The following is a 23,537-nucleotide window of genomic DNA, read 5'->3' on the forward strand; positions in this document are numbered from 1 at the left end:
AACGGCGTCCGATTATCGACTACGATTAAGTATCCTCCAGGCGTACAACCGGCAAGAATGTCCTACGACGTGCGAAACAGATTGCGCGATCTCCGGCGGGCGTTTCACCGCCATCCCGAACCCGGATGGCGCGAGTTCCGAACGACCGCACGCGTCGTCGAGGAACTCGAGCGGATCGGCGTCGACGAGATCGCCGTCGGGCGCGACGCGCTGGCGATCGACGAGCGCATGGCCGTGCCCCCGGAGTCCGAACTCGAGCCCTGGCTCGAGCGCGCCCGCGAGGCGGGGGTTCGATCGGATATCCTCGAGCGCACTGCCGGTGGGCGGACGGGGGTCGTCGCGGTGCTCGAGCAGGGAGCGGGGCCCTGTATCGGGTTGCGCGTCGACCTCGACGCGATCTCGATGCGGGAGGCCGACGATAGCGACCACCGGCCGGCCGCCGAAGGGTTCCGATCCGAACACGACGGCTACATGCACGCCTGCGGCCACGACGCCCACGTCGCGATGGCGCTGGGAACGCTCGAGGCGGTCAAAGAGAGCGACTTCGCGGGCACGCTGAAAGTCTTCTTCCAGCCGGCCGAGGAGATTTCCGGTGGGGGGAAGGCGATGGCCGAGAGCGGCTACCTCGACGACGTCGACTACCTCCTCGCGCTTCACATCGGCCTCGGCCACCCCACGGGCGAGGTCGTCGCCGGCATCGAGAAACCGCTCGCGATGGCCCACCTGACCGCGACGTTCGAGGGTGCCAGCGCCCACGCCGGGAAGGCACCGAACGAAGGAGCCAACGCCATGCAGGCGGCGGCGACAGCTATTCAGAACGCGTACGGCATTCCCCGGCACAGCGACGGGATGACCCGCGTGAACGTCGGCTGCATCGAAGGCGGCACCGCGAGCAACGTCGTCGCCGAGGAGGTCACGATCGAAGCCGAGGTCCGCGGCGAGACGACCGCGCTGATGGAGTACATGCGCACGGAACTCGAACGGGTACTGTACGCTGCCGCCGAGATGCACGACTGCGACGTCACGCCGCGGGTGATCAGCGAGTCGCCCCGCGTCGACAGCCATCCCGCCCTGCGCGACCTCGTCGGAAACGTCGCGTGGGAGGTCGAGGGCGTCGAACGAGTGGTCTCCACGGAAGACTTCGGCGTGAGCGAGGACGTCACCTACCTGATGGAGCGCGTCCAGGACGACGGCGGACTGGCGACGTACGTCCTGATCGGCACCGATCACCCGACGAGCCACCACACGCCGACGTTCGACGTCGACGAGCGCAGTCTCGATATCGGGGTGGCGCTGCTGTCCGAGACGGCTATCGAACTCTCCCGCCGGCGCCCGTAAGGGAGCGGCCCCGCCTTGCGATTTGTTCGTCGGATATCACGTTCGCCGGATCAGAAACGTTAATTCGCGCGCTCTCCGTGTACCGTATATGAGTCAGGACGACCTGCCGGAGTCGCTGCAGACGGCAGCGGACTCGGATCGCCCGCGCGGAATTCTCACGCCCTCCGACCGCGATTTCCTGCTCGGCCGGAAGACGGACTACACGGATCACTCGAAAAAACAGAAGCGAAACCGGATCCGACGCCGCGTCCGGAACGCGATTCTCGATTTCAGCATTCTCTTCGAGTACATGGAAGAGCGCGACCGGGAGACGGTCTTCGACCCCAACGACGAGGACCGCGACGCGTACACCCGGGGAATCACCGACATGCTCGCCTTCCTCCACCTCGGGACGATGGGCTACTACACCCCGTTCAAGGACATGCTCTCCGAGGGCGTCGGGAAGGCCGAACAGCAACTCGCCGGCTCGAACTACCGGATGGTCAACGTCGAGTTCAACGTCGAACCGGTCGGCCAGATCGACGTCGACGAGGTCGTCGAAAAACTCGAGAACGAGGAGTTCGCCCAGCTCACCGACGAGGAACTCCGGGCGTTCGTCCGACTCCTGACGATGTCCGACGCGTTCTCACCGGAAGCGACCCGCGAGGAGATCAAAGACCGTGTCGACGAGTTCAGCCAGAAAGTGTCCGAGAGCGCCGACGTCCGCGAGCAGAAGTTCGAGGAACTGACGAACTGAGCGGTTCGTGTCCGTTCGGGGACTCCGACGGCCCGTCTTTTCGATCGATCCGGAAGGAACCTCGCCGTCCGATCGTGGACGGCCGCGCCAGTGCACTGTCGGTCGTGATCGGGCTGAGACGCGGTAACTCGATCCGTCTCCTGGTTTTCGTGGCCCGGATTCGATACAGTACCGCGGGTACCGGCTGCGACGTGAGACCGTCCCGTTACGACTGATCGTGTTGCTCGTACGCACAGAGACTGGGTGAACAGGGCACGAGTGGCGAATAATTTCTAAAAGGTGGGACATTTGGAGATATTCGTGGACGAGCGGACGATCCTATCTGCGTTCCGGGACTCGCCGTCGCTCGATCGTCCAATAAACATAATCTGTATATGGTTCTGCCAAGAGGGAAACGTTTATTGTATACACGGTCGACCAACTCGGTATGCCATCACGCATCATGGTGGACGGTAGATGGGGTCACGACCAATCAGCGAGCCATCGGTCGATTCCGGAGGTGAGACCGAATGAGTGACGCTGAGAAGGGAGCGGTCGACACCTTCCTCGAGGAGATCGATCCGACGGTCTTCCTGTTCGGGGCGCTGTTGACCGTCGGCGTGATCGCCGCGTTCTTCGTCAGTCCGGGTTCCGTCGAGAGCGGTATCACGTCCCTGAACGATTCGCTGCTCGGGGCGTTTAACTGGGCGCTGCTGGTGATCGTGTTCCTGATCGTCGTATTCCTCCTGTTCCTGATCGTGGGCCCCTGGGGGAAGATCAGGCTCGGCGACGAGTCGCCGGAGTACAGTTTCCTGTCGTTCTTCGCGATGCTGTACTCGGCAGGGTTCGCGGCGGGCGTCGTGTTCTGGGGGCCGACCGAGGCGCTGTTCTACTACGACAACCCCTCGCCGCTGTTCGGCGGCGTCGAGGGCGGTTCGGCCGAAGCGATGACCGTTGCCGTCCAGCAGACGCTGTTCCACTGGGCGCTCCCCCAGCTCGCGGTGTTTACGATCATGGGGATCGCGATCGGCTACTTCGCGTACAACTACGAGAACGTCCCGCTGCGGGTGTCCTCGGCGCTCACGCCGATCATCGGTGCCGAGAACCTCGACGGGCCGTTCGCGAAGGTCGTCGACATCCTCGCGGTCTTCGCGACGATCGGTGGCGTGGCCACGTCGCTCGGCTTCATCGGTAGCCAGTTCATCACCGGACTCGACTACCAGTGGGGCATCAACATGGGGAACGCCGGTATCCTCCTCGTGGTGACGATGATGACGCTGCTGTTTACGACCTCGATGGTGCTGGGGGTCGACAGGGGGATTCGCCGACTCTCGAACTTCAACATGGTCCTCTTCGTCATCCTCATGTTCGCGACGTTCATCGTCGGCCCGACGCTGTTCCTGATCCTGCTCGGGACGCAGGCCTTCGGCGGGATGATCACCGACTTCGTCTCGATGAGCCTCTTCACCGGCGCCGGCGCCTTCGGTGGAGGCAATCCGGAAGCCACGAACTGGATGAACGACTGGACCGTCTTCTACTGGGCGTGGGCGCTCTCGTGGTCGCCGTTCGCGGGCCTGTTCATCGCCCGCATCTCCAAGGGTCGGACCGTCCGTGAAGTCGCGTTCACCGGTATCGTCGCGACGTCTGCGGCCACCATCCCGTGGTTCACGTTCGTCGGCGGCACCTCCGTCTGGGCCCATCACAACGGCGTCGCCGACTTCAGCGCGGTGATGGCGGGCGAAGCCGGCGCGGAGGTCTCCGGCTTCATCCTGTTCGAGGCGTTCCCGTTCGGGACGGTGTTCATGATCGCGTTCATGATCCTCGTGACGACGTTCTTCATCACGTCCGCGGACTCCTCGACGCTGGCCGTCTCGATGATGACGACCGGCGGGAAGGCCCGGCCGTCGTCGATCAACCGCATCTTCTGGGGCGTCGTCCTCGGGATGACCGCGGCGATCCTGATGATTCTCGGCGGGACTGGCAGTGCGAACACGCTCCAGCAGGCGGCGATCATCACCGGCACGCCCTTCGCCTTCGTCTGCTTCATCGCGATGCTCTCGCTGATCAGGGACTTCGGATCGAATTACGGCCAGGTGTTACTCCAGGACGAGACCGTCCTCGTCGGCTCGAGTACGAAAACGGAAACCGAACCGCCGACCGGTCCAGGCGGCCCCGTCGAGTCGGACGACGACTGAACCGTTCGCTGCCCACCACCTCGCGGACCGACGTCCCGCGTCGGCCGTCGCGCCGTCCCGTTTTTCTGACGGCCGGTTCCGTTACCCTCGCCAATCCATAACAAGTTTTAATGTACGAGGTACACATAAACTGTGTATGGATAGGGACACGGCGGAACCCGACGCGGACGCGCTTCCGGGTCCGAACGCGCAGCGGTGGGTCGACTTCCACCAGGAGTACTCGGCTCCCAGCGAGTACTCCCACGAATTCGTCTGGGACGTGACTCGCGAGGCCGACGGACCGTTCGTCACCGACGTCGACGGGAACGTTCTTCTCGACTTTACCTGCCACATCGGCGCGGCACCGCTCGGCTACAACAACGAGAAGGTCCTCGAAAAGGTCCGCGAGTTCGACCTCGTCGAACCGATGAAGATCGCGGGCCAGGACATGTACTTCGGATCCGGACCCGACCCCGAAGACGCCGCCTTCCCTGGCTCGAGTCACCTCATGGAGAAGCTGACCGAGGTTTCGAGCCAGTACGGAATGGACACCGTCTTCCTCTCGAACTCCGGCGCGGAGGCCATGGAGAACTCGATGAAGATTACCCACGACTACCGGGCACCGGCGAAATACGGCGTCGCGTTCGGCGGCAGCTTCCACGGCCGCACCCTCGGCACCCTGTCGCTGACGAAATCCAAGGCGGTCTACACGCACCACTACCCCGAAATCAGTGGGATCGAGACGGTTCCGTTCTGTGCCGATCGGGGCTGTGACGCGAGTCGCTGTGACTGCGGCTTCTTCGCGGGCGGCGACTCGCAGTTGCGGTCGATGCTCGCACCCGAAGGCGGCCACGTCGAACCCGACGAGGTCGCGTTCCTCGCGCTCGAGCCGATCCAGGGCGTCGGCGGCTACCGCTTCCCGAGCGAGGCGTTCATGCAGGAGGTCGCGGACGTCACCGATACTTACGACATCCCGCTGGTCGTCGACGAGATCCAGTCCGGCGTCGGCCGAACCGGCGAGATCTGGGCCTCCGACCACTACCCGATCGAACCGGACGTCATCGCCAGCGCGAAAGCCCTTCGCGTCGGCGCGACCATCTCCCGCACCGAAATCTTCCCCGACGAGAAGAATCGCCTGGGTTCCACCTTCGGCGGCGGCGACCTGCTCGGCTCGATGATGGGCGCGTTCACCCTCGAGGCCATCGAGGAACACGACCTGCTGGACAACGCCACCCGACGCGGGAAGCAGGCCAAAGAGCACCTGCGCGACGACGCACCCGAGTACGTCGAGGACGTCCGCGGCAAGGGCCTGATGCTCGCCGTCGAATTCGATACTGCGGAGCGTCGGACCGCCGTCGTCCAGGCGGCCCTCGAGCGCGGCCTGCTGACCCTCGGTTGCGGCGAGAAGACGATCCGGCTGCTCCCGCCGCTGGACTCGACCGACCGCGAGATCGAACTGGGGATCGGTATCTTCCTGGAGGCGATCGAGGCCGTCGGTCCGAGTGCCAGGGTGGCGTAACGGCCTTCGGGTTTCGCTGATCGATTTTCGTTTTTCTGCTCGGCGCGAGCGCGTCCACCGATCGTCTCTGGTCGGTTCGATAAACGGATACTGTTTTACCGACCTCACCGACGGGAGATCACGACGCGAGTCCCTGGTCCAGTGTCGTGCGAGGAGGGACTATTCGAGCGATCGGTCGACGATCGAGACACCCTCGAGTTCCGAGAGCGCCTCGAGCGCGCCGTCTACGTGTTCGGGACCGCTTCCCTCGAGTCCGATCGTGACGGGCGTCCGATTCGGGTGGTCGACTGCGGTTCGACGGGCGCGCTCGAGGGCGTCCAGTTCGGCACCCGCCGATTCGACGGTGGCAGCGACGTCGCCGACGGCCGTCGGCCAGTCCGCGAGCGCGAGTCGGGCCTCGGCGTAGCGCTCGAGTTCGTGGAGGCCGGTCCGAGTCAGTTCGGCGTGGTCGGTGAGGTTCACGTTCCCGCCGGAGACGACGACGCCGACGTGCTCGCCATCGAGGGCCACCTCGTCCGACAACGCAGCCGCGAGCGGCGCTGCCCCGGCGCTCTCGACGACCGTCTTCGCGCGCTCGGCCAGCAAGGTGACTGCAGCGGCGATTTCCCGATCGCTCACGCTGACCACGTCGTCGACGACCTCGCGGGCGATTTCGAAGGTCGTCTCGAGCATGCGCGTGTCCGCGATCCCCTCCGCGACGGTGTCGACGTCCTCGAGTTCGTGGATCGCGTCGGCCTCGAGCGACGGCTTCGCGTGGGCGGCGCCCTCCGGCTGTACGCCGATCACACGAATGTCACGCTCGGCGGCTTTCAGGGCCGTTCCGATCCCGCCGACGAGCCCGCCCCCGCCGATCGCGACCAGCACGGTGTCGATCTCGGGGTACTGCTCGAGCAGTTCGAGCCCGATCGTCCCCTGGCCGGCGACGATCGCCTCGTCGTCGAAGGGGTGAACGAACGTCTCGTCGGTCTCGGCGGCTCGTTCGAGGGCGTACTCGTAGGACCGCTCGTAGATGTCGCCCTCGACGACGACCTCGGCACCGTAGCCGCGGGTGGCCTCGATCTTCGCCGCGGGGGTTACCTCCGGGACGACGATCGTCGTTTCGATGTCGAGCAGATCGCCGGCCAGCGCCACTCCCTGCGCGTGATTGCCCGCGCTCGAGGAGATGACGCCCCGTTCCCGTTCCGCGGCGGAGAGCTGGGCCATCCTGTTGTACGCCCCGCGGATCTTGAACGAACCCGTCCGCTGGACGTTCTCGAGTTTGAGCCCGATCGAGGTCGCGCCGCTCAGTTCGGCGAAGGTCCGCGAGGTGTCGAGCGGGGTCCGGTGGACGACGTCTGTAATGCGCTCCCGGGCCGCCTCGACGTCCGCGACGGTGACGGGGGGATCGCTCGTGCTTTGATCTCTGCTCATACCTCGATTCCGTCCTCCGCCTGCGCCACCGGGTGTCGGGCCTCGAGTTCGCGGATCGTCCCGACGAGCACCTCGACGCCGTGTTCGAGGCTGCGCTCGTCGACGTCGAACGTCGGCGTGTGGTGGCTCGTCGGGTGATCGGTACCGACGATCACGTACGTCGCCAGTCCGCCGTCGTCCTGGACGCGCTCCATCAGGAAGGTCGCGTCCTCGCTCGCGCCGAAATCGGCGGCCGGCAGCACGCGCTCGATTCCCCCGACGCCGGTCGCAATTTCGCTCACCAGCGCCTGGAGTTCGGCGTCGCTGTCGGCCCGCGGCGACTCGCTGACCACGTCGACGTCGGCCCGGCAGCCGTGCATCGTGGCGGCGGACCTGATCGTCCGCTCGAGGCGCCGTTTCACGTACTCCATCAGTTCGGTGGTCTCGCCCCGCGCTTCGGCCGCCATGTGGGCGTGCTCGGCGATGACGTTACTCGCTGACCCCGCCTCGGCCTTGCCGACGTTCACGCGGGTCATCCCGTCGCTGTGGCGAGGGATCCCGTACGCGTTCTCGATCGCCGTTCCCATCGCGTGCATGGCGTTGGCCCCTTCGTTTGGTGCCTTCCCGGCGTGGGCGGAGGTCCCCTCGATCGTCGCGTCGACGTGGCACATCGCGAGCGGTTTCTCGATGCCGGCGACGACCTCGCCCGTGGGGTGGTCGAGACCGACGTGGACGGCCAGCAGGTAGTCGAGATCGTCGGCGAACTCGCTCTTGGCCATCGGGAAGCCGCCGCCGGAAATCTCCTCGGCCGGCTGGAAGAAGACGACCAGACGGCCCGCGAAGTCGCTCGCCTCGATCGCCTCGAGGACGGCCAGCCCCCAGGTCATGTGGGCGTCGTGGCCGCAGGCGTGCATGGTCCCGTCGATCTCCGATCGAAAGCCCTCGGCCGCGGGGTCGTGTGCTTCGTCGGTCGATTCCTCGATGAACAGGCCGTCGATGTCGACGCGCAGCCCGATCGCAGGTCCCTCGCCGCGCTCGAGGACGGCGACCGCGCCGGTGTTGCCGCCGGCCATCCGATCGGCGGGGTCGTAGGCGTCGGGGCCGACGGCCAGTTCGTCGACGCCGATCGCACGGATCTCCTCGACGAGCTGGGCCGTGGTGAAGAATTCGCGCCACGCTGGTTCGGGGTGGCGGTGGAAGCTGCGACGAACCGTCGCGAGTCGGTCCCGAATCGGGTCGGTCATGCGAGTTGCTGACGCGACCCAGTGACTTAATTATACACAATCAGTGTTTACGTCGGTTACACAAAAAGGATAAGAGAGCCGATGACAATCGTGTCCTATAGTCGCCGCTGAAAGTCGGACGCGCCCGCTCGCGGGTTCGCGATCGGGTGCGTCTCGATCCAGTGGCAACGAAACGCGTCACCGCGACGCGGGAGACCCCACATGAACGCACATTCAGACGCACATCCGGACGTCGTCGTTCTCCGAGAGGGGACGGAAGGACTGTCGATGGAATCGTACGCCGAAGCCCTGCGCGAGCGACTGTCCGATCACACCGTCGCACTCGCGCGGACGCCGAAAGAAGAGCGCGACCTCGTCCCGCAGGCGCGGGTCGTGACCGGCATCACGATCGAAGCGGACCTCCTCGAGCGGGCCGACCGACTCGAACTGTTCGCGTGCACCTTCGCCGGCACCGATCACGTGCCGACGGACGCGCTGGCTGACCACGGCGTCACGGTGACGAACGCGGGTGGAATCCACGCTCCCGGAATCGCGGAGCAGGCCATCGGGAACATGCTCGTCTTCTCCCGGCGGCTTCACGAGGGGTGGCGGCGCAAGCAAAACGGCGAGTGGCGACACTTCCAGTCGTTCGAGTTCACCGACAGCACCGTGACGATCGTCGGCCTCGGCTCGATCGGCCAGGAGATCGTAACGCGCCTCGGGGGGTTCGAGGTCGAGACGATCGGCATCCGCTACACGCCCGAGAAGGGGGGTCCGACCGACGAGGTGCTCGGCTTCGAGGCCGACGACGTCCACGACGCGTTCGCCCGGAGCGACTACGTCGTCCTCGCGTGTCCGCTCAACGACCTGACGCGCGGGCTCGTCGGCGAGGAGGAACTGGCGACGCTCCCGCCGAACGCCGTCGTGGTCAACGCGGCGCGCGGCGCCATTGTCGATACCGACGCGCTCGTCTCGGCGCTCCAGTCGAGCACGATCCGTGGCGCCGCCCTCGACGTCACCGACCCCGAACCGCTCCCGAACGACCACCCGCTCTGGGACCTCGAGAACTGTCTCATTACGCCACACACCGGCGGCCACACGCCGAAGCACTGGGAGCGGCTGGCCGACATCGTCGCGCACAACGTCGAGGCGCTCGAGACCGGCGGTGACCTGGAGAACGCGGTGTACCAGCCCGATTCGAGCTGAGATCGATGGCGACGAACGACGATTCTCCGACCGACGCCAGCGATCCGGCGGCGGACCCGCGAGCCGAGTACGACTACGTCGGTGGCGACGTCGACCGCCCGGAACTCGTGTCGGCGCTGCGAAACCGCATCGACGGCGAGGTCCGCTTCGACGACTACAACAGACGACTCTACGCGACCGACGCGAGCGCCTACGAGGCGACGCCCGTCGGCGTCGTCTTTCCGGCGTCGACCGGCGACGTCGCCGCCGTCGTCGACTACTGTGCCGACGAGGGGGTTCCGGTCCTTCCGCGGGGCGGCGGCACCAGCCTCGCCGGCCAGGCGGTCAACGAGGCCGTCGTCCTCGATCTCACGACGCACATGGGCGACGTGCTCGCAGTCGCGCCCGACGAACGACTGGCGACCGTACAGGCGGGGACGGTCCTCGCGGACCTGAACGACGACCTCGAATCACACGGCCTGAAATTCGCGCCCGATCCCGCCGCGGGGAATCGGAGCACGATCGGCGGCGCGATCGGCAACAACTCCACCGGGGCGCACTCGCTGCAGTACGGCAAGACGGACGCCTACGTGGAGGCCGTGGAGGGCGTCCTCGCCGACGGCTCCGTCGAACGGTTCGGTGAGGTGACGGTCGCCGAACTCCGCGAGCGCGCCGACCCGGACGGCGACCTGCTCGGGCGAATTCACGAGGCGCTCCGCCGCGTCGTCGACGAGGAAGCCGACGCCGTTCGCGACGTCTTCCCGCAACTCAAACGGAACGTCTCCGGCTACAACCTCGATCGACTGGTCGCGGAGGCCTACGGCGAGCCGGACGCATTCGACGAGAACACCGACGGCGCGGCCGCGATCGACGGCGATCCCGATCCCGACGCGACCGTCAACCTCGCCCGCGTCTTCGCCGGCAGCGAGGGGACCCTCGGCGTCGTCACGGAAGCGACGGTCTCGCTCGAGCCGATTCCCGAGACGACGGGCGTCGTCCTGTTGACCTACGGGGACCTGCTCGAGGCGATGGCCGACGTCGATACGATCGTCCGCAACCACGACCCCGCAGCGATCGAGGCGATCGACGACGTGTTGCTCGACCTCGCCCGCGACACCGAGGAGTTCGCCGACGTGGCTGCGACCCTCCCCGCGGGAACCGAGACGGCGCTGCTCGTCGAGTTCTACGCCGACAGCGAGGCCGACGCTCGGGCGACGGTCTCCGAACTGCTCGCCGATCGGCTCCCCGACCCGCAGGCTCCGACACCGAACGGCGGGCCCGGTGCGGCCGGCACCGAAACCGATACCGCGGACGACCCCGTCCGCGCGTTCGACGCCATCGAAGCCTACGAACCCGACGCCCGCGCCGACCTCTGGAAGCTCCGCAAGAGCGCGGCACCGATCCTCCTTTCGAGGACGTCGGACGCCAAGCACATCTCCTTCATCGAGGATACCGCCGTCCCGACCGAGAACCTCGCGGACTACGTCGCCGACTTTCAGGAGGTACTCGAGGAACGGGACACGTTCGCGAGCTTCTACGCCCACGCCGGTCCCGGTTGCATGCACATGCGGCCGCTGGTCGACACCAAGAGCCCGGCCGGCCTGAACCAGTTCGAGGCGATCTCGGACGCCGTCACCGATCTCGTCGTCGAGTACGGCGGGTCGGTCTCGGGCGAACACGGCGACGGTCGCGCCCGGACCCAGTGGAACCGGAAACTCTACGGCGACGACGTCTGGTCGCTCTTCCGCGACCTGAAGACGGCGTTCGATCCCGATTGGCTGTACAACCCCGGAAACGTCTGCGGCGACCACAAAATGGACGAACGGCTCCGCTTTTCGCCGGACTACGAGTTCGACGCCGGCTTCGAGCCCGCTCTCGAGTGGAACACCGACAACGGCATGCAGGGCATGGTCGAACTCTGTCACGGCTGTGCCGGGTGTCGCGGGTCCCAGGAGACGACCGGCGGCGTGATGTGCCCGACCTACCGCGCGGCAGAGGAAGAGGGGCTGAGCACTCGCGGGCGCGCGAACATGCTCCGAGGCGCGATGAACGGCGAACTCGACGCCGAGGCCACCGATCCGGAGTTCCTGGCCGAAGTGATGGATCTCTGTATCGGCTGCAAGGGCTGTGCGCGGGACTGCCCGAGCGAGGTCGACGTGGCGAAACTCAAGGCCGAGGTCGAACACGCGAACCACCGGGAAAACGGCGCGAGCCTCCGCGATCGGCTCTTCGCCGACGTCGATCGGCTGAACGCGATCGGCTCCGCGCTCGCGCCGCTCTCGAACTGGGCCGCGTCGCTCCCCGGTGCCGGGACGATCGCCGAGAAGACCGTCGGCATCGCACGCGAACGCGACCTCCCGTCGTTCGCCGACGAGAGCTTCGAGGACTGGTTCGACGCGCGCGGCGGTTCCCGGATTCCGCTCGAGGAGGCCTCCCGGAAGGTCCTCCTCTTCCCCGATACGTACACTAACTACAACTACCCGCGGGCGGGGAAGGCGGCCGTTCAGGTACTCGAGACCGCAGGTGTCCACGTCGCGATTCCCGACGGGGTGACCTCGACCGGCCGTCCGGCGCACTCGAAGGGCTTTCTCGACGTTTCACGGGAGCGCGCCCGAACCAACGTCGAGGCGCTGGCACCCCGTGTCGCGGACGGCTGGGAAATCGTTCTGGTCGAACCCTCCGACGCGGTGATGGTCCAGTCGGATTACCTGGACCTCCTCACCGGCCGCGACGCGGAGCGAGTCGCAGCGAGTACCTACGGCGTCATGGAGTTCCTCGATCGGTTCGAACTGGCGTCCGGGCTGCCCACCGCAGCCAGCGAAGAACCGGCGGAGCGACTGACCTATCACGGCCACTGCCACCAGAAGGCGACGAAGAAGGACGGGCACGCGGCCACCGTCCTCGAGACGGTCGGTTACGAGGTCGACGCGCTCGATTCGGGCTGTTGTGGGATGGCCGGTTCCTTCGGCTACGAGGCCGAACACTACTCGCTGAGCCGAGCGATCGGTCGGATCCTGTTCGAGCAGGTCGACGAGAGCGACGGCGAGACGGTCGTCGCGCCCGGCGCGTCCTGTCGAACGCAACTCTCGGCCCACGACGGCTGTGGGGAGCCGCCGCATCCGATCGAGAAAGTCGCTGCAACGCTTTCGGCGTGAGAGCGATCACGGCGGGCCGGTCGGCCGCTTCGACTCGTCGGAGCGGCGGGCCGGTCGGCGTTTCGAGTCGGCGGAGCGCCGACTCGTCGCCGATCGCTGATCCGGATTCGCCGTCCGTCGCTCAAAACGGAAAACGGCGTTCGTGGGCGTTCGGCGACTCGATCCTACGTGGTGAACAGTTCCCGCGGGAACTCGGCGAGCGTCTCGGCACCGCTGCCGGTGACGTGGAACGTCTCGCTGATCTCGACGCCGAAGTCGTCGGTCCAGATGCCGGGGATCATGTGGAAGGTCATGTCCTCCTCGAGGACCGTCTCGTCGCCCGGCCGCAGGCTCGCGGTGTGTTCGCCCCAGTCCGGCGGGTAGCCCAGTCCCATCGAGTAGCCGATTCGATCCTCCTTCTCGATGTCGTACTGGGCGATGGTCTCCCGCCAGGCTTTCTCGACGGCTTCGCAGGTGACGCCCGGTTCTGCCACGTCGAGGGCTGCCTCGAGTCCTTCGACGACGACCTCCGCGGTGTGTTCGATTTCCTCGGGCGGATCGCCGACGAAGGTCGTGCGCGCGAGCGGTGAGTGGTATCGGTGCCGACAGCCGGAGAGTTCGATGATGACCGGATCGCCGTCCCGAAACGGCCGATCGGTCCAAGTCAGGTGCGGCGTGCCGGTGTGATCGCCGGAGGGCATCAGCGGGACGATGGACGGGTAGTCGCCGCCGTACTCCTCGGTGCCGGTGATCAATTGGTCGTAAATCGCGGCCGCGGCTTCGTACTCCGGAACCCCTTCCTCGATGACGTCGAGCCCCGCCTGCATCGCGTTCTCCGAGATGCGGGCGGCCTCGCGCATGTACTCGAGTTCCTGTTCGGACTTCGTGATGCGAACCCAGTTGACCAGCAAGGTGGTATCCTCGAACTCGGCCTCGGGGAGGTTCTCCTGCAGGCGCGTGTAGGATTTCGCCGTGAAGTAGGAGGCGTCCATCTCGAGACCGATCCGGCCGTCCGCGACGTCGAGTTCCTCGAGGACGCCGGCGACGTAGTCCATCGGATGGAGGTCGTACGGCGACTGGACGTGGTCGTCGCTGTAGGAGCGGATGCTCTCCTCCGAGAGCCAGGTGGTCGCCCGAGCGCCGTTCGCGTCCATCTCGCGGCCGACCCAGACCGGTTCGTCGCGGTCCGGGGTGACGACGACCGCCTGGTGGACGTAGAACGACCAGCCGTCGTACCCCGCGAGGTAGTTCATGTTCGCCGGATCGGCGACGACGATCGCGTCGAGGCGCTCCTCGCGGAGCCGTTCTTTCGTCCGGGTCAGCCGTCGTTCGTACTCTCGCTCGTCGAAAATATCCTGAGACATGGTAACGCGTGCTCTACCGAGTCAGTCGATCAGGAGTGGTAAAAGTTTTTCGTAGATGTCGAAAACGGATAGTGTGTACATTCGTTCGAGCGGGTGACGGGGCGAGTCGACGTCGCGGTTCCACACCGCTTATTTCGGTCGAACGCGCCTGTCCGGACAATGACGACCCAGGATCTCATCGACGCCCTGCGCGAGTCGGAGGCCGTGCAGTTCGGCGAGTTCGAACTCGCCCACGGCGGCACGAGCGAGTACTACGTCGACAAGTACCTCTTCGAGACCGACCCGCGCTGTCTCGAGGCCATCGCCGAGGCCTTCGCCGATCGACTCGCGGACGACGACAAACTCGGCGGCGTGGCGCTCGGCGGGGTCCCGCTGGCGGCCGCGACCAGCGTCGCCGCGGGCGTCCCCTACGTCATCGCCCGCAAACAGCGCAAGGAGTACGGCACCGCGAACCAGATCGAGGGCCGCTTGGAAGAGGGCGAGACGGTCGTCGTCGTCGAGGACATCGTCACGACGGGAACGAGTCTCGTCGACGCCGTCGAGGCGCTGCGCGACGCCGGCGCGACCGTCGATCGGGCGCTGGTCGTCGTCGATCGGCAGGAAGGCGGCCGCGAGAACGTCGCGGACGCGGGCGTCGAGATGGAGGCGCTCGTGACGGCCGAGGAACTGCTGGCCGATCGGGACTGACGCTGACCGGCACCATCCCGTCGACGCACTCGAAATCGAACGAATCGGCGCAATGAGCCACGAAATCTCGTCAGACGTTCCTCGAGAACGGCAGACCGTTCGACTGTCACGATCGAGACTGGCGTCCCTTCGAGCGTGGGCGATCGAGGGATCCGGACTGACGGCCGCGGCGCGAGTGATCGATCCCGACGGGCGGATCGCACTCGTCGAAAACGGCTGGTCCGACGGCTGGATCCTGCCCGGGGGCGGCGTCGAACCCGACGAGGACCCGATCGACGCTGCCCGGCGCGAGGTCCGCGAAGAAACGGGGCTGCGTGCGACGATCGGATCGCCGCTCGTCGTCGTCGATCAGACGTACGTCTCGAGACGCGACGGCGGAGAGCAGTTTTCGGGCCAGTACGTCGTCTATTCGGCCCGCGCCGAGGGGACGATCCCCGACGCCGATCGATTGGGTGTCACCGACGACGAAATCGCGGCAGCGCGCTGGTTCGAAACGCTTCCCGAGAACCTCCACGACCGGGCCCTGCTCGAACCGTACCTCTGAGCGAACCCCTCGCGAACGCGGATTTCGAGAGATGCGCTCGTGACTGCCGACGAACTGCCGATGCTGGGCGATGTACGTACCCTTTGGTGTGGGAAAATAATCATCACGCATGCGTTCCGTGCGTCGGCGGCAGGTGCTGATGGGCGCATCCGCCGCGATCGTCGGCCTCGCCGGATGTGCCACCGCTCGGGAACGCGTCGGTGACGTCCGCCGCAGTCCGCCGGAGCGCCGCGTCGATCCCGACTGGCGTCCCGAGGCAGGAACGTGGGCCGAACGCGATTACGGGCCCGCGAAACGCCGGCACAACCCCCGCGCGACGCCACCGCGAACCGAACCCGGCGTCGACTGGGAACACGACCTCGACGCGCCGCTCGGTGACGGGTGGCTCGTCGTCGTCGACGACACGGTGTACGTTGCAACGGAGCGTCGACTGCTGGCACTCGACGCCCGCGACGAACGGGTACGGTGGGAGCACGGTATCGCCGGACCTGCCGGGCTGAAGTACGTCGATGGGCGGCTGTATCAGCTGAACTGGGCGCTTCAAGAGCCGGATCTGGTGGCGCGATCGCTCGACGGGGAGGAACGATGGCGGACCACCGTCCCGGATCAGGGGCGTACACGAGCAGAGCGGATACGCGTTCGTCGCGGGCCGGGATCGGTACTGGACGCTCCACGCGGATACCGGCGAGGTCGTGCGCGAGCGCGACGACTGGGTGCGGAACGTGGCGTCCGCCGGCGATGCGTTGTACGCAGCATTTTCGGGCATTCTCGTCAGGTACGAGGTCGACGGTCGAGTACTGGAGGCACGCTGGCGGACGCGGCGTGACTACCCGATCGAATCGGCACAACCCGTCGTCGGGGAGGAGCTGATCGACGTTCCACTGTATGCTCCCGGCCGCGACGATGGCGCCGTGCTGGTCGCCGAGCCATCCGGGGAGGACCGGACCGAAATCGAACTCGACTACAATCCGCTCCAGCTCACCACCACCGAGGACGGACCAGTCGTCGTGCCGTCAGCGACGATCGGAGCGGGACTCCGCGCGATACGTCCCGACGGTGGCCGGCGGTGGACGGCCGACGTGAGCGGGCACGCCAGCGCAATCTCCGCCAACGGTACGGTGTACGCCGGGAACCCGCTGATCGCACTGGACAGCGAATCCGGCGAGCGGCTCTGGGAGCGGAACGTGGTCGGCGTTGGCGGCGTCGTCCGACTCGCCGCTGCAGACTCGACGCTATACGTCGCGACTCACGATCGCGTCGTGGCGTTCCGGGAGTGAGCGATCTCGACTCGATGGCGTTCTGTTCCGAAACGGGACTCGACGACGCTATTATTCGCGGGAGCGCGGCGAGTCACTGCCCGTAGGATTCGAACTTCTCGATCACCGTCTCGAGTTGCTCGTCCGAGAGCGTCTCAGGCTCCAGACCGGCCGATCGCGCCTCGAGATAGAGCCGAGCGAGACTCTCGACGTGGGCCGTGTTCTCGAGGGCGGCCTCGATATCGGGGGCAGTGACGACCAGGCCGTGGTTCTCGATGAACGACGCCGTCGCGTCGGCCGCCTCCATCGCCGCCACGATGTTCTCCGCGAGTTCGTCGGTCCCGTAGGGCGCGTACTCGGCGACGGGGACGCGCTTGCCCACGGCGACGATCATGTAGTGGATCGGCGGCAGCGGTTCGTGAGCAACCGCCATCGTCGTCGACCACGGCGAGTGGGTGTGGACGATCGCGCCGACGTCTTCGCGCCGGTAGATGGCGGCGTGCATCGGCACCTCGCTGCTGGGTGCCATCCGGCCGTCGCGCTGTTCGCCGTCGACGCCGACGACGGGGACGTCCGCGTCGTCGAAACTGGCGTAGGGGACGCCCGTCGGTGTGATCGTGAAGGCGTCGCCGTCGGTCCCGTCGCGAACGCTGAGATTGCCCGTTCGACCGGGCGTCAGCGTCGCGAGATCCGAAGCGTACTCGACGACGAGTCGTCGTTCGGACTTGAGGATCACAGTACCACCTCCGTTAGCTCCGCGAACGCATCTATCCTGTGGTCGGGTTCCCGCTGGCCCTCGAGGGGGTCGTCGGGGTCGGCGTTGAACAGCACCGTCTCGAGACCGACGGCGTTTGCTCCCACGACGTCGGCCGCGACGTCGTCGCCGACCATCACCGTCTCCGACGCTCGGCGATCGAGTCGTACCAGCGGGAGCGTGAACATGACCGCCCCCGGTTTCTCCCGGCCGGTCTCCTCGGACGTGAGCAAGAGATCGATGTCGGGCCCGAGACCCAGTCGATCGAGTTTCTCGAGTTGAATCCGCGTCGTGAGGTTGGTCACGATGGCGACGTCGATCCCCGCCTCCCGGAGAGCGGCGAGCGTGTCCTCGACGCCCGGAAAGAGCTCCATCGCCTCGAAGTAGGCGTTCCAGTAGGCGTTCCCGAGGGCCAGCGCGTCGTCCGGCTTCGCCGTCCCCGTGTGTTCCTCGATGGCGGCTTTGAAGTAGAGGTACCGCTCGTGGGAGGCGGCCGTCCCGGGGACCTCTCGTTTCACGTTCCGACGACCTGTCTGGTAGAAGGCCTCGAACGACTCGGTGTCGAACTCGTAGCCCAGTTCCAGGGCGGTTTCCCGGGCGGCGTCCTTCCCTGCGCGATTACACGGCGGGTACGGGTAGAACGTGTCGTCGAAGTCGAACAACACGGCGTTCGCAGTCATACGCGTACGTCGACCGGGCGGGAAAAACGAGTACCGGTTGCGTGGACGGCGTCGCTCCGAACCGAGAGGTCGCGGCGAAATCCCGATCGTCCGGGAATCCCGGTTGGTTTATCACGGCCCGATTCCTGCCACCAGCCGTGAAATTCATCTCATCTGAATACGACCCGGCTACGGCCGGCGTCGACGCCGAGTTGACCGTCTGGGGGCGGCTCAAGCGGTGTTTCACGCCAGAGGACGACGGCATCTGTTACTACCGATATCCGATCGTCGACCAGCAAAACGACGAGTTAGACCGGGAGGCGGACTTCGTCCTCCTGCACAGGCGCTACGGACTCGTCGTGATCGAGTGCAAGGGGTATCGGATCGACCACATCGAGTCGATAGCGGGCGCACGGTGGTCCTTGCGGGGGACGAGACAGGATCACGCGGCTCCGTACTCGCAGGCGCGTGACCACGGGTTCCGGCTCCGATCGCCGATGATGCGCGAACCGACGCTGGTCGACGAGCGCGGCAACTGCCACATCACGATGACCCCGCTCGTCGCGTTGCCGAACGTCAGCCGCAGGGAGTGGGAAGAACGGGGGTTCGACGACCTCCCGTCGGCACCGCGGGTGATCCTGCAGGACGATCTCACGAGCGCGTCGCTGCGCGAGGTCTTCGAGTCGCTGCCCGGCGAGACCGAACTGACGAGCGAACAGTACGCCGACGCGCGGGCGGTCCTCGGCGGGGGGCAGGCGATCAGCGGCGATCGGGGCCCGGTCCTGGCGGACGGGACGACGAAAGCGGGGCTCTACGAGACCGTCCAGAAGGGGCTCGAACGATTCGACGACCGACAGGAGGAAATCGGCATCCAGATCCCGGACGGCCCCCAGCAGATCCGCGGCATCGCCGGGTCCGGCAAGACCGCGCTCATCGCGCGGAAGGCCGCGGCGATGCACGCAAGACACCCCGACTGGCGGATCGCCCTCACGTTCAACACGCGGAGCCTCTATCAGACGGTTCGCGAATCCGTCCGCCGGTTCTACACCGGTCTGGGCGGCGACGACCCCGACTGGGATCGGCTCGAGATCCTCCACGGGTGGGGTGGCAAGAGCGAGCACGGAATGTACTACAAGGTCGCCCAGGACGCGGGCGTCTCTCCTCGCACCGTCGGGACTGCCAAGGACGAGTTCGGCGATCTGGGCCCGGGCGACCTGTTCGATGCCTGCTGTCGGGAACTCGTCGAGGACGCGCCGATCCAGGAACGCTACGACGCGATCCTCATCGACGAGGCCCAGGACTTCGAACCGGCGTTCTACGAGATGTGTTACCGGGCGCTGACGCCGCCGAAGCGGTTGATCTGGGCCTACGACGAGGCCCAGAATCTCACGAGCCTCTCCGCGCCGAGTCCGAAACACATCTTCGGCGTCGACGACGACGGAGAGCCGACGGTCGATCTGAGCGGCTCGTACCCCGGTGGCATCCAGAAGAGCCAGGTCATGCGCAAGTCCTACCGGACGCCACGATCGGTCCTGATGCTCGCGCACGTCTTCGGGATGGGACTCACGAGCGAGCGCGGTGCCGTGCAGGCGATTACGACACAGGAGGGGTGGGAGGACATCGGGTACGAGGTGCTCGACGGGGACTTTCGTCGGACCGGAGAGCCGGTTTCGATCCGCCGACCGGCGGCTCACTCCCCGCATCCGCTCTCCGACGTTCCGGAAGCGAAGCCGTTCGTCGATTTCGAGGCCTACGAGAACGAGACCGCCGAACTCAACGCCGTCGCGGACGCGATCGCCGCGGACGTCCACGAGCACGGGCTCGAACCCGAGAACGTGCTGGCGATTCCGCTCGGGTCGCCGTTCGACACGCGTTCGACCGGCGAGAAACTCGCGAACCGGCTCCGGAACCGCGGCCTCGAGACGAACCTCGTCTGGGAAGGAAACAAGAGCGTCTTCAGAGAACCGGGAGCCGTAACGATCTCGGGAGTCAATCGGGCGAAGGGAAACGAGGCCGCGGCCGTCTACCTGACGTCCCTCGACTATCTCGACGATCCCTACTGGCACGACACGCGAGTGAAGCCGCGAAACGAGGCGTTCGTCGGCATCACCCGGACCCGCGCCTGGTGTCGGGTCACCGGGTCCGGGTCCCACCACGAACTGTTCCGGGAGATCGATCGTCTCGTCGACGCGGTCACGGACGACGATCCGGTCGTCACGTTTCCCGCACCGGATCCGACCGCTCTCGAGAACGAGATGGGAGACGACGAGACGATCGCGACGACGATCGACCAGTTCTGAATCGCGCAAGCACCATCACAACGCTTTTATCCCATTCGAGACTACGCGTATCCACGATGGTAGGTGTCCGCTTTACAGGGGCTTTCGCCCGCTTCTAATCTCCACCTACCGCCGGCCGTGTCGGAACCGACCCACGGCCGAGCGGGACGCGCGGACCACCCACCGAACTTCTCACCGAAGTTCCCAGATCAGCGACAGCCACAGTAACAGCCATGTCAGAATCAGAATCACAGGAGCAGATCGCGGTCGTACTGCCAGACGGATCCGAACTCGACGTCGACCCCGGCGCGGCGGTCGAGGACTGTGCCTACGAGATCGGGCCCGGCCTCGGGAGCGACACCGTCGCCGGCAAACTCGACGGCGACCTCGTCGCCAAGGAGGAACCGGTCTACGACGGGGCCGAACTCGAGATCGTCACCGATCAGTCGGACGAGTATCTCGACGTCATGCGCCACTCCGCGGCCCACTGTCTCGCCCAGGCCGTCGAGCGCCACTACGACGACGTCGATCTCGCGATCGGGCCGCCGACGGACGAGGGCTTCTACTACGACTTCGACAACCTGGAAATCGACGAGGAGGACCTCGCGGACCTCGAAGACGAGATCGAGGAGATCATCGCGGCCGACTACGACATCGAGCGCGAGGCGGTCTCGATCGAGGAGGCCGAAGAGCGACTGGCCGACGAACCGTACAAACTCGAACTGCTCTCCGAGTTCGCCGACGAGAACGATACCGTTACGTTCTACAGCCAGGGCGAGTGGGAAGACCTCTGTGCCGGCCCGCACGTCGACTCGACGGGCGAGATCGGCGTCGTCGAACTGCTCGAGATCGCCGGCGCCTACTGGCGCGGCGACGAGGAAAATCCGATGCAGACGCGGATCTACGGCACCGCCTTCGAGGACGAGAGCGATCTGGAGGCGTTCCTGGAGCGCAAACGCGAGGCCGAGAAGCGCGATCACCGCCGGATCGGCAACGAGATGGATCTGTTCTCCATTCAGGACGTGACGGGGCCGGGCCTGCCGCTCTATCACCCCGCCGGGAAGACCGTCCTCTCGGAACTCGAGGCGTTCGTCAGGGATCTGAACGAGGACGCGGGGTACGACTACGTCGAGACGCCCCACGTCTTCAAGACGGATCTCTGGCACCGATCGGGTCACTACGAGAACTACCAGGACGACATGTTCATCTTCGACGTCGGCGACGACGAGTTCGGCCTGAAGCCGATGAACTGTCCCGGCCACGCCGCCATCTTCCAGGACCACTCCTGGAGCTACCGCGACCTCCCCGTTCGGTACGCCGAGAACGGCAAAGTCTACCGGAAAGAGCAGCGCGGCGAGTTGTCGGGCCTCTCCCGGGTCTGGGCGTTTACGATCGACGACGGCCACCTGTTCATCCGCCCCAACCAGATCGAGCGCGAGGTCGAGGAGATCATGGACATGATCACGGACGTCCTCGAGACGTTCGACCTCGAGTACGAGATGGCCCTCGCGACGCGCCCCGAGAAGAGCGTCGGCAGCGACGAGATCTGGGAGCGCGCGGAGTCCCAACTCGAGAGCGTCCTGGAGGACCACGGCCACGAGTACGAACTCGAGGAGGGCGACGGCGCGTTCTACGGGCCGAAGATCGACTTCGCGTTCGAGGACGCGATCGGGCGCTCGTGGGACGGCCCGACGGTGCAACTCGACTTCAACATGCCCGAGCGGTTCGACCTCTCCTACGTGGGCGAGGACAACGAGGAGCACCGCCCCGTCATGATCCACCGCGCGCTGTACGGCAGCTACGAGCGGTTCTTCATGATGCTCATCGAGCACTACGAGGGACGGTTCCCGCTGTGGCTGGCTCCCGAACAGGTCCGCATGCTGCCGATCTCCGACGACAACCTCGGCTACGCCCATCGGATCGCAAACGAGTTCGACGACTTCCGCGTCGAGGTCGACGATCGCGACTCGACGCTCGAGCGCAAGATCCGCGCGGCCCACGACGATCGGGTCCCCTACCAGATCATCGTCGGCGACGACGAGGAAGAAGCGGGGAACATCTCGGTCCGCGATCGCTTCGAGGACCAGGAGTACGACGTCGAAATCGAGGCGTTCCGCGATCATCTCGAGGCCGAACGGGACGAGCAGCGGACGGAACCGGACTTCCTGCAGGACTGAGACCGCACCGGGATCGCTTCGACGTTCGAGCCACTCTGGCTCGGTTTCTCGGCGCCCCGGTCCGCGATCGACGATCCGGTGTTCGATCGTCCGGTTCCCCGGCAGAACCACGTTCGTGCTGATCGTACGGATTGAGAAGGATCGAAATACCCATACTTGTGGAATCGTGGATATCCAGCATGAACAGAGCCGAGAAGGCTGCCCTCCAGTTGCGGGCCGTCGACGTGTTGCGGATGCTGAAGGAGACCCGGACCTACGAGGAACTCGCCGCGACGACCGGACTCCCGGCGGGCGATCTCAACCGGTACGTCAACGGGCACGTCCTCCCCGGCACCGATCGCGCGCGGGAGATCGTCGACGACCTCGGACGGGAGGCGCTGGCCGACGAACTCGAGGCCCGGATCCGGGTCGACGACGAAGGGTACGTCGACAACTCCGGAACGGTCTTCGACCAGTCGTTCCTGGATCTCGTCGCCCCGGTCGTCGCGAACGGCTACGAGTTCGATCGGCCGGACGTCGTCCTCACCGCCGCGACCGACGGGATCACCCTGGCCGCGGCGCTGGCGAGTTACTACGGCACGCGGTGTGCCTACGCGAAGAAACGCAAGGAAACCGCCGTCGAGGACTTCATCGAGGCTCGCGAGCGCCTCGAGTCCGGGATCGAACTCACCTACTACCTGCCCGCCGCCGCGATCGATTCCGGGGAATCCGTCCTCGTCGTGGACGACCTCATCCGATCGGGCGAGACGCAGGAACTCCTCCTCGACATCGTCGAGACGGCCGAAGCGGACGTGGCCGGCGTCTTCGCCCTCATCGCCGCCGGGGAAGACGGGATCGAGCGGGCGCGCGAACGGACCGACGCCCCGGTCGGTGCGCTCACGACCGTCTGATCGTCTCGATCCGCGGAGAGTCTCCGCGACCGGTACGACGGAGACGGCAGTGGAACGGACGTTCGTCGAGTTCCCTCGCGGAACGATTGCTCTCGTATGCCCGGTTCGCATTCGAGCTATCGATTCGGTCTCGCGACCGGCAGTTGCGCTCGACGAATGGGCACTATCGCAAGACGGCTACCGTGTGATCGACCCACACATGATTAATGATTAAGTTTATGTGGGTCCCCGCAGTTTGTGGTGGTACGAC

At 66.1% G+C, this 23,537-nt stretch carries 18 protein-coding genes; 12 read left to right on the forward strand and 6 right to left on the reverse strand.

Features of this window, described 5'->3' with window-relative positions:
• The first annotated feature begins 57 nt into the window (after positions 1 to 57).
• The 4 genes from MUG98_RS15455 to MUG98_RS15470 all read left to right on the forward strand — a co-directional run bounded on the left by MUG98_RS15455 (position 58) and on the right by MUG98_RS15470 (position 5,746).
• Entirely contained in the window at positions 58 to 1,338 is a 1,281-nt protein-coding gene (locus MUG98_RS15455; protein ID WP_265108336.1) for an amidohydrolase, read from the forward strand.
• Between the two features lie 88 nt (positions 1,339 to 1,426).
• Complete coding sequence (locus tag MUG98_RS15460) at positions 1,427 to 2,074, forward strand: DUF8102 family protein (protein ID WP_265108337.1); 648 nt, start codon at positions 1,427 to 1,429, stop codon at positions 2,072 to 2,074.
• Between the two features lie 509 nt (positions 2,075 to 2,583).
• Positions 2,584 to 4,248, forward strand: a complete 1,665-nt coding sequence (locus tag MUG98_RS15465; RefSeq protein ID WP_265108338.1) for a BCCT family transporter — start codon at positions 2,584 to 2,586, stop codon at positions 4,246 to 4,248.
• 136 nt (positions 4,249 to 4,384) lie between these two features.
• On the forward strand, positions 4,385 to 5,746 hold the full coding sequence (locus tag MUG98_RS15470) for an aminotransferase class III-fold pyridoxal phosphate-dependent enzyme (RefSeq protein ID WP_265108339.1): 1,362 nt from the start codon (positions 4,385 to 4,387) through the stop codon (positions 5,744 to 5,746).
• 159 nt (positions 5,747 to 5,905) lie between these two features.
• On the opposite strand, the gene ilvA is transcribed toward MUG98_RS15470, so the two are convergent.
• A complete protein-coding gene (gene ilvA, locus MUG98_RS15475; protein WP_265108340.1) occupies positions 5,906 to 7,156 on the reverse strand; it encodes a threonine ammonia-lyase in 1,251 nt (416 codons plus the stop codon).
• Complete coding sequence (locus MUG98_RS15480; RefSeq protein WP_265108341.1) at positions 7,153 to 8,379, reverse strand: amidohydrolase; 1,227 nt, start codon at positions 8,377 to 8,379, stop codon at positions 7,153 to 7,155. The genes ilvA and MUG98_RS15480 overlap by 4 nt, the downstream gene beginning before the upstream one ends.
• 201 nt (positions 8,380 to 8,580) lie before the next feature.
• On the opposite strand from MUG98_RS15480, the gene MUG98_RS15485 reads away from it, so the two are divergent.
• Together MUG98_RS15485 and MUG98_RS15490 are read left to right on the forward strand one after the other, a co-directional pair.
• Positions 8,581 to 9,564: a D-2-hydroxyacid dehydrogenase gene (locus MUG98_RS15485; RefSeq protein ID WP_265108342.1), complete on the forward strand. Its 984-nt coding sequence runs from the start codon at positions 8,581 to 8,583 to the stop codon at positions 9,562 to 9,564.
• 5 nt (positions 9,565 to 9,569) lie between these two features.
• On the forward strand, positions 9,570 to 12,698 hold the full coding sequence (locus MUG98_RS15490) for an FAD-binding and (Fe-S)-binding domain-containing protein (RefSeq protein WP_265108343.1): 3,129 nt from the start codon (positions 9,570 to 9,572) through the stop codon (positions 12,696 to 12,698).
• A 164-nt stretch (positions 12,699 to 12,862) separates the two neighbouring features.
• Here the strand turns inward: MUG98_RS15490 and MUG98_RS15495 are convergent, their stop codons facing one another.
• A complete protein-coding gene (locus tag MUG98_RS15495) occupies positions 12,863 to 14,041 on the reverse strand; it encodes a M24 family metallopeptidase (RefSeq protein ID WP_265108344.1) in 1,179 nt (392 codons plus the stop codon).
• Positions 14,042 to 14,200: 159 nt separating this feature from the next.
• Between MUG98_RS15495 and pyrE the strand changes: the two genes are divergently transcribed.
• Together pyrE and MUG98_RS15505 are read left to right on the forward strand one after the other, a co-directional pair.
• Positions 14,201 to 14,728, forward strand: coding sequence for an orotate phosphoribosyltransferase (gene pyrE / locus MUG98_RS15500; protein WP_265108345.1), 528 nt, complete (start codon positions 14,201 to 14,203; stop codon positions 14,726 to 14,728).
• Positions 14,729 to 14,780: 52 nt separating this feature from the next.
• On the forward strand, positions 14,781 to 15,272 hold the full coding sequence (locus tag MUG98_RS15505; protein WP_265108346.1) for an NUDIX domain-containing protein: 492 nt from the start codon (positions 14,781 to 14,783) through the stop codon (positions 15,270 to 15,272).
• Between the two features lie 103 nt (positions 15,273 to 15,375).
• On the opposite strand, the gene MUG98_RS25660 is transcribed toward MUG98_RS15505, so the two are convergent.
• The gene (locus MUG98_RS25660) at positions 15,376 to 15,747 is read right to left on the reverse strand and encodes a hypothetical protein (RefSeq protein ID WP_486606243.1); all 372 of its coding nucleotides are present in this window, start codon (positions 15,745 to 15,747) and stop codon (positions 15,376 to 15,378) included.
• 217 nt (positions 15,748 to 15,964) lie between these two features.
• Between MUG98_RS25660 and MUG98_RS15515 the strand changes: the two genes are divergently transcribed.
• Positions 15,965 to 16,549 carry a PQQ-binding-like beta-propeller repeat protein gene (locus tag MUG98_RS15515; RefSeq protein WP_345779810.1) on the forward strand — a complete coding sequence of 195 codons (585 nt, stop codon included), beginning with the start codon at positions 15,965 to 15,967 and terminating at the stop codon, positions 16,547 to 16,549.
• Between the two features lie 73 nt (positions 16,550 to 16,622).
• Here the strand turns inward: MUG98_RS15515 and MUG98_RS15520 are convergent, their stop codons facing one another.
• Both MUG98_RS15520 and MUG98_RS15525 read right to left on the reverse strand, forming a co-directional pair.
• Positions 16,623 to 17,264 carry a ribulose-1-phosphate aldolase gene (locus tag MUG98_RS15520; RefSeq protein WP_265108347.1) on the reverse strand — a complete coding sequence of 214 codons (642 nt, stop codon included), beginning with the start codon at positions 17,262 to 17,264 and terminating at the stop codon, positions 16,623 to 16,625.
• Positions 17,261 to 17,962: a ribulose-1,5-bisphosphate 5-phosphatase gene (locus MUG98_RS15525; protein WP_265108348.1), complete on the reverse strand. Its 702-nt coding sequence runs from the start codon at positions 17,960 to 17,962 to the stop codon at positions 17,261 to 17,263. The genes MUG98_RS15520 and MUG98_RS15525 overlap by 4 nt, the downstream gene beginning before the upstream one ends.
• 137 nt (positions 17,963 to 18,099) lie before the next feature.
• On the opposite strand from MUG98_RS15525, the gene MUG98_RS15530 reads away from it, so the two are divergent.
• From MUG98_RS15530 to MUG98_RS15540, 3 genes are all read left to right on the forward strand, one after another.
• Entirely contained in the window at positions 18,100 to 20,241 is a 2,142-nt protein-coding gene (locus tag MUG98_RS15530; RefSeq protein ID WP_265108349.1) for an NERD domain-containing protein, read from the forward strand.
• 212 nt (positions 20,242 to 20,453) lie between these two features.
• Positions 20,454 to 22,397 (forward strand): threonine--tRNA ligase, encoded by a 1,944-nt coding sequence (gene thrS / locus MUG98_RS15535; RefSeq protein WP_265108350.1) that lies wholly within the window; start codon positions 20,454 to 20,456, stop codon positions 22,395 to 22,397.
• 179 nt (positions 22,398 to 22,576) lie between these two features.
• Positions 22,577 to 23,287 carry a phosphoribosyltransferase family protein gene (locus MUG98_RS15540; RefSeq protein WP_265108351.1) on the forward strand — a complete coding sequence of 237 codons (711 nt, stop codon included), beginning with the start codon at positions 22,577 to 22,579 and terminating at the stop codon, positions 23,285 to 23,287.
• Positions 23,288 to 23,537: the final 250 nt, after the last annotated feature.

It is taken from the genome of Halosolutus halophilus, from assembly GCF_022869805.1.
GTDB lineage: Archaea > Halobacteriota > Halobacteria > Halobacteriales > Natrialbaceae > Halosolutus > Halosolutus halophilus.

Coding starts and splice junctions, on each gene's coding strand:
- ilvA (WP_265108340.1), bottom strand. CDS start 7,156: ATGAGCAGAGATCAAAGCACGAGCGATCCCCCCGTCACCGTCGCGGAC.
- MUG98_RS15460 (WP_265108337.1), top strand. CDS start 1,427: ATGAGTCAGGACGACCTGCCGGAGTCGCTGCAGACGGCAGCGGACTCG.
- MUG98_RS15495 (WP_265108344.1), bottom strand. CDS start 14,041: ATGTCTCAGGATATTTTCGACGAGCGAGAGTACGAACGACGGCTGACC.
- MUG98_RS15485 (WP_265108342.1), top strand. CDS start 8,581: ATGAACGCACATTCAGACGCACATCCGGACGTCGTCGTTCTCCGAGAG.
- MUG98_RS15525 (WP_265108348.1), bottom strand. CDS start 17,962: ATGACTGCGAACGCCGTGTTGTTCGACTTCGACGACACGTTCTACCCG.
- MUG98_RS15455 (WP_265108336.1), top strand. CDS start 58: ATGTCCTACGACGTGCGAAACAGATTGCGCGATCTCCGGCGGGCGTTT.
- MUG98_RS15470 (WP_265108339.1), top strand. CDS start 4,385: ATGGATAGGGACACGGCGGAACCCGACGCGGACGCGCTTCCGGGTCCG.
- MUG98_RS15540 (WP_265108351.1), top strand. CDS start 22,577: ATGAACAGAGCCGAGAAGGCTGCCCTCCAGTTGCGGGCCGTCGACGTG.
- MUG98_RS15490 (WP_265108343.1), top strand. CDS start 9,570: ATGGCGACGAACGACGATTCTCCGACCGACGCCAGCGATCCGGCGGCG.
- MUG98_RS15505 (WP_265108346.1), top strand. CDS start 14,781: ATGAGCCACGAAATCTCGTCAGACGTTCCTCGAGAACGGCAGACCGTT.
- thrS (WP_265108350.1), top strand. CDS start 20,454: ATGTCAGAATCAGAATCACAGGAGCAGATCGCGGTCGTACTGCCAGAC.
- MUG98_RS15480 (WP_265108341.1), bottom strand. CDS start 8,379: ATGACCGACCCGATTCGGGACCGACTCGCGACGGTTCGTCGCAGCTTC.
- pyrE (WP_265108345.1), top strand. CDS start 14,201: ATGACGACCCAGGATCTCATCGACGCCCTGCGCGAGTCGGAGGCCGTG.
- MUG98_RS15465 (WP_265108338.1), top strand. CDS start 2,584: ATGAGTGACGCTGAGAAGGGAGCGGTCGACACCTTCCTCGAGGAGATC.